Consider the following 12670-nt stretch of genomic DNA (forward strand, 5'->3'; position numbering starts at 1 on the left):
GAGGCCACTTACGATGAGCGAACAGTTTAATAAAGGGAAACAACTAATTGTAGCGATTATCTTAGGGATTCTCACATACTGGTTATTTGCACAGTCTTTTTTGAATATCGCACCACATGTTCAACGTTTTTATCATGTAGATATGAGTATTGTTAATATTGCGGTCAGTCTCACATCACTCTTAACAGGTGTATTTATAGTCGTAGCAGGGGGATTATCTGATAAAATAGGTCGAGTTAAAATCACAAATGCAGGTCTAATATTAAGTATACTTGGCTCTATTGCATTGATCATCTCGCATGCACCAATTTTATTATTATTAGGGCGTGTTTTACAGGGTTTATCTGCGGCATGCTTACTTCCAGCAACTATCGCGTTAATTAATTCTTTCTTCCAAGGTGAAGAAAGACAAAAGGTACTTAGTTATTGGTCATTCGGATCCTATGGTGGAACAGGGTTAGCATCACTATTTGCTGGAATTATAGCTACATTTATTGGATGGCGATGGATTTTCGTGTTGTCAATCATCTTCTCAATTATTGCCTTAATATTGCTTAGAGGTATACCAGAATCTAAAGATGAGTCTGCATATAATAAAAAATTTGATATCGTTGGAATCATTATTTTTGTTGTCATGATGTTAAGTATTAACGTAGTGATTACGCAAGGAGATAGAATTGGATGGTTAAATCCTCTTATATTGATATTAATTGCTATATTCATTGTGACATTAATTGCATTTTATATATTTGAAAAACGTCAAGATGAACCTTTTATAGATTTAAGTTTATTTTCAAATAATGTTTATATCGGAACAACATTAGCCAACTTGATGGTGAACATGGATATTGGTTCATTAGCATTATTTAATATTTATGTTCAAGACGATAAGCATCTAACAGCTGCACAAGCTGGTTTAATTACGATTCCATATATGCTGTGTAGTTTGTTAATGATTCGTGTTGGTGAACGTTTTATGCAAAAAAGGGGACCGCAATTGCCATTGATGTTAGGTCCGATATCAATTACTGCTGGTATTATACTTTTAGCATTCACTTCTTTGCCTAATATGATTTATTATATTGTGGCATGTATTGGCTTTATCTTTATAGGTCTAGGATTAGGATTTTTTGCTACTCCCGCGCTATCTACTGCTGTATCTAATGTTCCAGCTGAAAAAGCAGGTACTGCATCAGGAATTATAAAAATGACTTCTACACTAGGTGCAGCATTTGGAATCGCTGTTGTGACAACAATATATACGGCATTATCTGTAAATCACCCGGCATATTTAGCAGCTACTATCGCATTTATCGTGGGTGCAGGTTTAGTATTTATCGCATTTATTGCGGCGTATTGTTTAATTCCTAAAAAGAATGTAGATATTTAAAAGGTATATTGTTGGAGTTAAAAGCAGTGTTAGTAATTTGAAGTTGCATTTAATAATGAATAAAAACAACAACTTTTCGACAAATATATTAACAACATTTGACATTTCCCAATCTTATTACTACGACCATGTTTAAAGGGTAGATGATAAATAAGGAGGAAGATAGATATGAGTAAAACAGCAATTATAACAGGTTCAGCAGGTGGATTAGGTAAAGGTATTGCAGAACGTCTTGCTAACGATGGGTTTAATGTAGTACTACAAGATATTAATGAAGCACTTCTATTAGAAACTGAGAAAGAATTCAAAGAAAAAGGTTATCAAGCTGTCGCATTCAAGAGTGATGTATCTAAAAAGAAAGAACAGGAAGAATTAGTTCAGTTTGCAGTTACAGAATTTGGTCAATTAGATGTTATGGTAAATAACGCAGGTGTTGATGCTGTGACGCCAATTTTAGAAATTGATGAAGATGAATTATCTAAGTTATTTAATATTAACGTATTTGGTACATTGTTTGGAATTCAAGCAGCTGCTAACCAATTTATTAAACAAAAAAGTAAAGGTAAAATCATCAACGCATGTAGTATTGCAGGACATGAATCTTATGAAGTACTCGGCACTTACTCAGCAACAAAACACTCAGTACGTTCCTTTACTCAAACAGCTGCTAAAGAATTAGCAGACAAAGGCATTACCGTAAACGCTTATTGCCCAGGAGTTGCCAAAACTGAAATGTGGGATCGTATTGATGAAGAAATGGTGAAACTTGATGATAGTCTAGAAATAGGAGACGCATTTGAAGCATTTTCTTCAGAAATCAAACTTGGAAGATATCAAGAGCCATCAGATGTTGCGAACTTAGTATCATTCTTAGCTTCAAATGATTCTGATTATATTACAGGTCAATCCATTTTAACTGATGGTGGATTAGTGTATAGATAAGTTAGACATGGTAAATAAATGTGTATAAAATTTATTAAGGCTTGCCTTTTCAATCGAGAAATATACGACGAAAGGGCAAGCCTTTTTGATGTTAAATATTGATGAAATGATAGAGTGAAAGTACAACTTAAGATTTTGTATTATCAGCTAAGGCATTTGCATATTTTTTAAAAGACCAACCTTTATTTTCTAAAATATCAGGATAAAAAGGATTTTGACCTATAACTTTAATATCATCTGCTAGTGCTTCAACTTCGTCTAAATGATGTGTCGTCATGATGATTAAACATTGATCGGTCATTTGTTGTAATAAGTTGTGAATATCATATCTTGATTCTAGATCGATGCCTTCTGTTGGCTCATCTAGAATAAGTATTTTAGGCCGACTAAGTAGACCTATCATAATATTGACTTTACGTTTATTTCCACCAGAAAGGTTAGATACTTTCACTTTTGTATCAGTAAAGTTTAATTGTGATAAATAAGAATGAAGTGTTTCATCTGAAATAGGATTTTCACAAAGTGACTTGAAAAACTCAATGTTTTCCATGACAGTCATATGCTCGAATAATGCGATGTCTTGAGGGACATAGCCTACAATATGACGTATTCGACGTCTTGATATATATTGATTGAAGTATTGAATACGTCCTTCATCTGCATTCTCAATACCTGCAATTAAACGCAATAATGTAGATTTTCCAGCACCATTTTCACCTAATAAAATAGTAATTTTATGAGGTTGAAATTGCATATCTAGGGAATCGAAAATATGCTTCTTTTTATAGCTTTTTGAAACATTTTGAATATCTATCATTGAATATGACTCCTTTACAATTGAATCCATAAATATATGATACCTATCGCTACTGTATAAATAATAGCCATAAATATACGATGACTAAGGACATTAATTTTAAAAAGTAATAAAGCAATACCTGCCTCATAAAATAAAACTATAATTAGTGTTTTTAAGTAGAAAAGAATGCTTAATGGTTGATGCATAAAAAGACTGATTATCAATAGCATGAGCATCAGTATGACCACATGTACACTGATATAAGTCAAGTATAGTTTAAGTTGACTATAAGGTACCAAATATAATCTTCCGAGAGGTGCGTTCTGTTTAAGACGTTGATGTAATAGGATTTGGATAACACTTACAAAGATGACGACAACAAATACAATGCCAATTGAAATGGATTGATGAGCATGTTTATTGATAGCTACACTTTTTATTTTAGATTGAGGTGTATGAGAATAATAAGATTGTTTCACTTTATCTAAGGATTGTGGTTGTTTCATATCATCAAGATGTTCATGAATAATATTAGGGATTTGTTGTTCGTATAATGATCGACTGATTATTTCCATAGCAATATGTCCTATAAAATCATCTCTGCTATATAATGGAAGAGTCTTATTTAAATCATTAGCTTTAAGGTGTTTAGAGAAATCCTTAGGTATTTCAAGGCTTGCAATGACTTCTTTCTTTTTTACCAAATCATCGATATAAAAATCATCATGAGATAAATGTTTTACTGTTACATACTGATTTTGCTCTATATCTTTAATTAATTTTTTCGAAGCGGAACTATGGTCCATATCTTGAATGGCGATAGGTATTTTAAAATTTTGCTGAGCCAATTTTTGTCCTAACCATAGAGTTCCTAAAGCGATTAGTATCGTGCTAATAAGAAACACATATTGTAACCATTGTTTCTTAATGACGAGTTGAATGTATGGTTTCATCGGCGATACCTCCATACTAAAACAATGATGAATAGTATCAATAGTGTAATAAAACTTAAATAAAATGCTGGATGTGTGTCTAAAATATAGTTATTGAGTGTTATTTCTAACATTTGATTAGTAACCAAACTAAATGGTTGTGTAATGATTACATCATTAAGCATGTGTTTAAAGAAGATAGTAGGGATAATTATCCCTGAAAAAATAATGATAACAAAGCTAAGTAATAATTTGAGTAGAAAGTTTACCCATGAACGAGTAATTAAGTCTATAAGTAATAAGCATAGGACAAGTAGCGTAACGTAATAAATGAGTTGTAAAGCTACCGTTGGCCAATTGTATTTTTCAAATGGGGCATTTAGAGCATGAGTAATCCAGATAAAGCCAATAAATGCCCATATGAGTGAATAAAACCATGCAATGATACCTCGAACTATCGTGAGCTTTTCAAAGGAAAAATGAAACATTTGCAAGCGTTCTTTGAGTGCAGTTTCTTGATTCATTTTTAGTACTGTATAAAGTGATAAACACAATATAAAGATAGACAAAAGAAAGCCAGTGACTACATAATAACTACTGGTGTCATAAATATGTATGGGTTCAAAATTAAATGAACCTGAACGATTTAAACCGGTAAATAACATATCAATCAATGTCATTGCTACGTCTTCATTTGAAGGATCTTTAGCTAATTGGTTAAAGCTTAGCACACCGCCCATTGATAACATTAAACGGTCATAAACTGAGCGTGTTAATTGATTAACCACGACACTGTTACTTGATTGTTCATCATATGTATAAACAGTTATAGGAAGGCTACCATCTTTATAAAAAGTATCGGTCATACCACGGTCGAAGACAAAGTATCCTTGTAATTGATTCTGTTTAAGCAGATGTTGCGCTTGATTCTCATTATAAGTTTTGAGAGCAGCATTTTTGCCAAGATTGTTGCCTTTACCCACAGTGTTTAAAATTAGTTTTGTTTCTTTAGAATGATCTTTATCAACGATACCAATATTAAATTTTGAATCATTTTGATTAATGTGCTGGATAGTTGTTAAAGTTACGATGAGCGTCAATAATATCAATATTAAATATAAAAATAGATACCACTTTTTAAGTAAAAATGAGTGATATATATGAAACAATTTGAAAGATTTCAAGTGACCACTCCTAGCGAATTCAAGATAAAAGGGGTGAGACTATCATTCGTAAAGTTTCAATTGAATGTGAGTCCCACCCCGTGAAATTAACCAGTATATGACCTACCTTTTATAGGTGGTGAAAGTCATTGTCGTTCAATCGCTTAGTATTCTATGAATTAATCATCTAGCTTTTTAAAGACTGATTTGACAATGTCTTTTTGTTTATCTTTAATTTCATCTGATAATTTATCTTTATCTTTCTTAGATAATGAATTAAAGTCCGTTGCATTATCGGTATTAAAATCAATGCGCTCTTTAAGTTTTGAATTAGCATTGATAACAATATTAATAGGCTCTTCGTCTAGTTTAAATCCAATATTTAATGTTTGTTTTTGAAGATTATTTTTAGCGTCTGTTTCTAAATTGTCTTCATAATTTACTTTATAATGATCGATAGCATTATCGATAGTAATAGTTCCAGTATCTTTACGTTTTGAATCTTTTACGCTCTCTTTATTATTTAAATGAACATTTAGACGTTCATAGTCTACGTCACCACTATATTTATAGTCATCTTTATAATGCTTTCCGTCTTTCTTAGAAGATCCTTTAATGTTATGTGTGTTTCCATCACTAGTTACTTTATAATCGACTTGGATATTGTCATCTATCACATTCGTGCCTTTGATAGTAGTTTTTTCACCGTCGCTATCAGTAATTGTGATGTTACGTTTTAGTATTTGATGCTTTTGTTGGTAGATAGTTGATTTAATTTTTGGAAATTCTTTAGTTTGTTTATCTTGAGCATCTTCAAGTTGCTCTTCGATTTCTTTTTTATACTCTTTTTCATTAATGCTTGATAAACGTTGTAATTCTTTATCATTTTTAGCTTTTTTTAATGCTGCGACAGTGATTTTTTTAGCTTTATCACGACTTATATTTAAAGTGATAGGTTTTAAATTTTTTGTTTCACCGTCAATTTTAACTTTTTCTTTTTTACCTTTTTCAAAGTCATCATCTTCTAATTGATCGATGACTAAATCTGTATATCGCTTAATCAGTTTTTCAACATCTTCTTGTTGAGAATGAACAATACCCAATTTATTATTCAGATCAAAGTTTGCATTTGAAAGTCCCTCTTCTTTATAGTCAGAAGGATCTTCATCAAAGATTTGAGCAGCTGTTTCTAATAGTTCTGAGTTTTTGACGCTATACTTTTTCTTGAATAAGGGTGAATCGAAGAATTGAGTTGAATCATTTGCTGTCCATTGGAACTTACCAATATCTTTATCTAATATTTTAGGTGATACGCTCATGATTCCTTTATTTGATTTTGGATCATGACCGATAGTTCCAGTTATTTTAGAACTATCTAAAATAGTTTTAGGTAAACCAAGATCTTTTAGATATTCCTTAGATGCATTAGCATGTAGATCATACGTATTAACATATGAATTATCTTTTAATTTTTTTTGGAATTTCTTTTCGTTACTAAAACGATGATCAACATAAGATTTTACATTTTTAGCGGTCTTTTTTTCGCTCAGTAAATATGCGTTTTTAGGTGTATTTGTTACAAAGGCATATACACCCCAAGCAATCCCCAAAAGAATGATTAATACAAGTACGATAGGCACTATAACTTTAATTTTTTTAGACATTAAATATCCTCCCAAATTGTGTCTATGTCTACATATCTATATTTTTAATTTTCTTTAATTTTAAATTCTTTAGTACCCACTTTTTCGTCATTGCCATGATTTGGATCTTTAGCTTCAAGTGTTACTGGTGTTTTAGTGTCTTTCAATTTAAAGAACATAACACCTTTTACTTTTCCATCTTTGTTAATTTTGTTATCCATATCTTCTTCATATTTTTCTTTTAAATCAGTATCAAATCCACCGCCAATTTCTAATCTTCTCTTAACATCTTTAGAATTTTGATAAATATCAAATGATTTGATAAATGCTGAAGATGCTGTTAAATCTTGGTCTTTTTTATTTTTAACACCATAGATGATAGCGATACTTGGTTTCTTGTCATCATCGTACTCAGATGCTTTGACAGTTTTGGCTTCTAAAATTTCAATATCAAAATTGTCCGTTGTTAATTTATCATTTTTGAATTTCGCTGTTGTTTTATCTTCATTGTCATTTTTGTCTACAGAAACGCTATCTGTAGAATTAGATGAAGAATCATTTTTAGATTCGTCATTTTTGTCACCACATGCTCCTAAAATGAGTGTTGACGCAAATAATAGTGCTAATACTTTTTTCATTATTAATATCCTCCCGTAAATAAGAAATAAAATAAATATGTAAATGTAAAATATCCTAATAATAATAATTTCAATATAATAATATAATGGATATTTTCGCTATTAAGTATATCATTTGTATTGCTTAATAGTAATACTTTTATTTAAATATTCTATGAAATCTATAGCATTGCCAACATAGAAGATAATTAAAATATTGTTAGTATTTATATATTTGTTTTTATAATTTTGTGTCATTTAATTTAGTTAAACTTTTTCTGCTTATATTCTTTAATAAAAACACTTCAGATGATAATTGAATTTAAATTCATTTAAAGCGTATCAACCAAGTTTTTAAATATAGACATATGTACTTTTTATCGTAGATATTTATAAGAATATTCATTTCACTTTATTCTCTTAATTGAAAATAATTATCATTTATATTGACAACTGTATGTGCCTCGTTTAATATAATTCTCAAATCGTAACAATTACGATTTGTTTTATGCAATTATTCTAAGTTATTGATTTTTATGAGGTTAATCATTTTTATTAACAATTTAATTTAAAAATTTACAATAAAAAGGAGTGTTTTATGCAACGTCAAGTGGTCGAATTTTCAAAATATAATCCATCTGGAAATATGACAATTCTTGTTCATTCAAAGCATCAACCGAGCGAATACGCAGCGATTGCACATCAGTTGATGGCGACAACACATGTGTGTTGTGAACAAGTTGGGTTCATTGAATCAGTAAACTATGAAAATGGGGATAACTATCACTTGGTAATGAGTGGAAATGAATTTTGTGGTAATGCGACTATGTCTTACATTCACTATTTAAAAGAACGTTTATTGATACAGCATCAACAATTTCAATTAAGAGTTTCGGGATGTTCTCATCCTGTAGAGTGTAAAGTTCATTCGCAACATTATGAAGTGACTATGCCAAAAGTACATCAAGTTAAGGAAAGATTTGTGAAATTAGGGGACCAACAGTTTAAAGCATTTGAAATTAGCTACGATACATACATTCATTACGTGTTGATGTGTGATGGTGTAGATTTAGCAATGAAACAGCGCGTGGAAGATTTTGTCAGTGCGCAAACATGGCATCAACAATTTAAAACGATTGGCGTCATGCTTTTTCAACAAGATAAACAATTCATATATCCATTGATACATATACCTAAAATAGATAGCTTAATCTGGGAAAATAGCTGTGGTTCAGGAGCGGCTTCTATCGGTGTGTTAGTTAATTATCTAACAGATCATGATATTCAAGATTACCTAGTTAACCAACCCGGAGGCAGTATTATTGTCTCATCCAGAAAGTCTGGACAAAATGAATACCAAACAACGATTAAGGGTCAAGTTTCAACTGTCGCAACAGGACAAGCATATATAGAACAGGAGACAATGACGCAAATATGAATGATCATACAAAAATAGAGAACCAATTACAATATTATTTAGAACAATTTACGTACTTACATCAACTCGTTTTGGAAGATAGTCGGCATATTGTTGATTTAGAAAATTTGATTGATGAATACAGTCAATGGATACTTCAACCTTTGGCAGAGCATCACTATTTAACATGGAACGATTTAGAAACAAAAATGAGCTTAACCAAGAAGCTTCAAGAGGTATCAGCAAAATGTGTGAAACAAGTAGAAGTCATTCGCGCACAACGTTTGTTGAATGGTAGGGCGACCATGTCAGGTTATTTCGAAAATATAGAGCATTGCATTAATGAAGAATTCGGAAGATGGCAAATTGGAAAAAATGACAAATTATTACTGATTGGTTCGGGAGCATATCCTATGACATTGATTCAAGTTGCTAAAGAAACTGGCGCTGCGGTCATTGGTATAGATATAGATTTGGAAGCAGTTGATTTAGGGCAACGTGTCGTCAATGTACTAGCGCCAAATGAAGATATCATTATTAGTAATCAAACAGTTGATCAATTAGAAGACATCCAATCTGTGACACATATTATATTCAGTTCGACGATACCTATCAAATATGACATTTTGAATGAACTTTACACATTGACGAATGATGAAGTTGTTGTAGCTATGCGATACGGTGATGATATAAAAGCATTGTTTAATTATCCATCTCAAGCAACTGACGAAACACAGTGGCGATGTGAAGAACTACAAACACGACCGAAGCAGATTTTTGATATTGCACTTTATCGTAAAGTGGCATCAAAAGTTGGTGTTGAACATGTCTAAAATATTAATGGTTGGTAGTGGACCGGTCGCTATTCAACTTGCTCGACTATGTCATTTACATGGAGAACATATAGTTGATATGGTGAGTCGCGTTCATGCATCAACCAAATCTAAGAGAGTCTTTGATGCGTATCAACGTGACGGCTTTTTTTCAGTAATGACTCAAAATGATGCACATCAGTGTTTTTCAGGTAAGTTTACGGTTAGACATTTTTTTAAAGATGTTAAAGATATTACGGAATATTATGACGTGGTGATTTTAGCATGTACTGCCGATGCGTATCGACCGATATTACAGCAATTATCTAAGTCCACATTAAAGCGTATTAAGCAAATCATCTTGGTCTCACCAACATTAGGATCACATATGCTTGTTAAGCAATTACTATCAGATGTTCAATGTGAAGGTGAAGTGATTTCATTTTCCACTTATCTAGGCGATACCCGAATATTTGATAAAGCACAACCACATTGTGTCCTAACCACACGAGTTAAATCAAAATTATTCGTAGGTTCGACTCAATCTCAGTCTATGATGTTGTGTAAGCTTAAGTCTTTATTTGACTATTTAAATATAGAATTAACAACGATGGACACACCACTACATGCGGAGATACATAATAGTTCACTTTATGTACACCCACCATTGTTTATGAATCAATTTTCATTAAAGGCGGTATTTGAAGGGACGAAAGTACCAGTATATGTATATAAGCTATTTCCAGAGGGACCAATCACAATGACCTTAATACACGAAATGCGATTAATGTGGCAAGAAATGATGATGATATTAAAACAATTAAAGGTACCTTCGGTCAATCTTCTAAAGTTTATGGTGAAAGAAAACTACCCTATACGTGATGAGACCATGCGCGAAGTAGATATTGAAAACTTTGAAAATTTACCAGCTATTCATCAAGAGTATCTACTTTATGTGCGATATACAGCAATTTTAATCGATCCGTTTTCTAATCCGGACGATCAAGGTGCATATTTTGATTTTTCTGCCGTACCATACAAACATGTTGATACTGATGAACAAGGAGTCATACATATACCACGCATGCCGAGTGAAGATTATTATCGTACTTTGATAATTCAAGCGATTGGAAGAGCATTAAACGTTGCAACACCGATGATTGACACATTGTTATTACGTTATGAAAATACTGTTAAACAATACTGTGACACACATTTACATCAACAACTATCAAGGCAATTCGAATTACATCATTTTAAACAGGATTTAGCGTTAGTGACGAACTACTTAACTTTTTATAAATAAAAAACGTAATGATATAAGTTTACATATTTTCGAAAAGAAAGAGGAAAGCAATGAATAAACTCACAAAACTAAGTACAGTCATTTTTGTATCTGGAATTATTTTAGCCGGTTGTGGAAGTAACAAAGAACTAACAGAGAAAAAAGAGAATAAAGTATTATCATATACAACTGTCAAAGATATTGGAGATATGAATCCCCATGTTTATGGAGGTTCAATGTCAGCAGAGAGTATGATTTATGAGCCGTTAGTTCGCAATACCAGGGATGGTATTAAGCCATTATTAGCAAAAAAATGGGACATTTCACCTGATGGTAAGACATATACGTTTCATTTAAGGGATGATGTATCTTTTCATGATGGTACGAAATTTGATGCAGATGCAGTGAAGAAAAACATCGATGCAGTACAACAAAATAAGAAACTACATTCATGGTTAAGACTTTCAACACTGATTGATGATGTCAAAGTTAAGGATAAGTATACGATACAACTACATTTGAAGGAAGCTTATCAACCTGCGTTAGCAGAACTAGCTATGCCACGACCATACGTTTTTGTATCGCCTAAAGATTTTAAACACGGCACAACCAAAGATGGTGTGAAATCATTTGACGGTACAGGACCATTTAAAATGGGTGAACACAAAAAAGATATATCTGCAGAGTTTAATAAAAATAATCAATATTGGGGAGAAAAGGCAAAATTAAATAAAGTAGAAGCAAAAGTTAAACCTGCAGGAGAAACAGCATTTTTATCAATGAAAAAAGGAGAAACCAACTTTGCTTATACAGATGATAGAGGTACAGACAGCTTAGATAAAGATAGTTTAAAACAATTAAAAGAAACCGGAAGCTACCAAGTAAAACGTAGCCAGGCTATGAATACAAAAATGCTTGTTGTTAATTCTGGTAAGAAAGATAGTGCAGTCAGTGATAAAGCAGTCAGACAAGCATTAGGTCACATGGTAAATAGAGATAAAATAGCTCAAGATATTTTAGACAAACAAGAAAAGCCAGCCACACAACTATTTGCTAAAAATGTGACAGATATAAACTTTAATTTACCAACAAGAACATATGATAAGAAAAAAGCGCAAGCGTTATTAGATAAGGCTGGATGGGTGCTTTCAAAAGATCGACAAGTTCGTCAAAAAGAGGGCAAAGATTTGAATCTTAAGTTGTATTATGACAAAGGGTCTTCCAGTCAAAAAGAACAAGCTGAATTCTTAGAAGCAGAATTTAAGAAGTTAGGTGTACAACTAGATATAAACGGAGAAACGTCAGATAAAGTAGCTGAACGTCGTAGTTCTGGTGATTACGATTTAATGTTTAATCAAACATGGGGGCTATTATATGATCCTCAGAGTACATTAGCAGCATTTAAGACGAAAACGGGATATGAAAGTGCAACATTAGGTATTAAGAATAAGACACAACTGTACAAAGATATTGATGATGCTTTTAAAATTCAAGATGCAAAGGCACGTTCAAAAGCGTATCAGCAAATTTTAAAACAAGTTGACGATGAAGGTGTCTTTATTCCAATTACTCACGGCAGAATGACTGTTGTTGCACCTAAAGATTTACAAAAATTATCCTTTACACAATCACAATATGAGCTTCCATTTAATGAAATGCAATATAAATAA

Annotated in this window: 11 protein-coding genes; 6 read left to right on the top strand and 5 right to left on the bottom strand. The window is 32.0% G+C overall.

Annotated features, from left to right (window positions below; genetic code table 11):
- Positions 1-13 precede the first annotated feature (13 nt).
- Together NST35_RS00635 and NST35_RS00640 are read left to right on the top strand one after the other, a co-directional pair.
- Complete coding sequence (locus tag NST35_RS00635) at positions 14-1390, top strand: MFS transporter (RefSeq protein ID WP_002446841.1); 1377 nt, start codon at positions 14-16, stop codon at positions 1388-1390.
- A 168-nt stretch (positions 1391-1558) separates the two neighbouring features.
- Positions 1559-2332 carry an acetoin reductase gene (locus tag NST35_RS00640; RefSeq protein WP_002446842.1) on the top strand — a complete coding sequence of 258 codons (774 nt, stop codon included), beginning with the start codon at positions 1559-1561 and terminating at the stop codon, positions 2330-2332.
- Between the two features lie 127 nt (positions 2333-2459).
- Here the strand turns inward: NST35_RS00640 and NST35_RS00645 are convergent, their stop codons facing one another.
- The 5 genes from NST35_RS00645 to NST35_RS00665 form a co-directional block, all read right to left on the bottom strand.
- Positions 2460-3149: an ABC transporter ATP-binding protein gene (locus NST35_RS00645; RefSeq protein WP_002487502.1), complete on the bottom strand. Its 690-nt coding sequence runs from the start codon at positions 3147-3149 to the stop codon at positions 2460-2462.
- Positions 3150-3163: 14 nt separating this feature from the next.
- On the bottom strand, positions 3164-4084 hold the full coding sequence (locus NST35_RS00650; protein WP_002475393.1) for an ABC transporter permease: 921 nt from the start codon (positions 4082-4084) through the stop codon (positions 3164-3166).
- On the bottom strand, positions 4081-5247 hold the full coding sequence (locus NST35_RS00655; RefSeq protein WP_002458123.1) for an ABC transporter permease: 1167 nt from the start codon (positions 5245-5247) through the stop codon (positions 4081-4083). The genes NST35_RS00650 and NST35_RS00655 overlap by 4 nt, the downstream gene beginning before the upstream one ends.
- A gap of 158 nt (positions 5248-5405) precedes the next feature.
- Positions 5406-6890, bottom strand: coding sequence for a DUF6583 family protein (locus NST35_RS00660; protein WP_002458122.1), 1485 nt, complete (start codon positions 6888-6890; stop codon positions 5406-5408).
- Positions 6891-6934: 44 nt separating this feature from the next.
- Positions 6935-7507, bottom strand: coding sequence for a DUF5067 domain-containing protein (locus NST35_RS00665; protein WP_002458121.1), 573 nt, complete (start codon positions 7505-7507; stop codon positions 6935-6937).
- 577 nt (positions 7508-8084) lie between these two features.
- Between NST35_RS00665 and cntK the strand changes: the two genes are divergently transcribed.
- From cntK to cntA, 4 genes are read left to right on the top strand one after another with little or no spacing between them, the layout of a single operon-like run.
- Positions 8085-8924, top strand: coding sequence for a histidine racemase CntK (gene cntK, locus NST35_RS00670; RefSeq protein ID WP_002458119.1), 840 nt, complete (start codon positions 8085-8087; stop codon positions 8922-8924).
- Positions 8921-9736: a staphylopine biosynthesis enzyme CntL gene (cntL, locus tag NST35_RS00675; RefSeq protein ID WP_002496029.1), complete on the top strand. Its 816-nt coding sequence runs from the start codon at positions 8921-8923 to the stop codon at positions 9734-9736. The genes cntK and cntL overlap by 4 nt, the downstream gene beginning before the upstream one ends.
- A complete protein-coding gene (gene cntM / locus NST35_RS00680; protein WP_002458118.1) occupies positions 9729-11021 on the top strand; it encodes a staphylopine biosynthesis dehydrogenase in 1293 nt (430 codons plus the stop codon). Before cntL ends, cntM begins: the two co-directional genes overlap by 8 nt.
- A gap of 50 nt (positions 11022-11071) precedes the next feature.
- Positions 11072-12670: a staphylopine-dependent metal ABC transporter substrate-binding lipoprotein CntA gene (gene cntA, locus NST35_RS00685; RefSeq protein ID WP_002458117.1), complete on the top strand. Its 1599-nt coding sequence runs from the start codon at positions 11072-11074 to the stop codon at positions 12668-12670.

It is taken from the genome of Staphylococcus sp. FSL W8-0304, assembly GCF_038006565.1.
GTDB lineage: Bacteria > Bacillota > Bacilli > Staphylococcales > Staphylococcaceae > Staphylococcus > Staphylococcus epidermidis.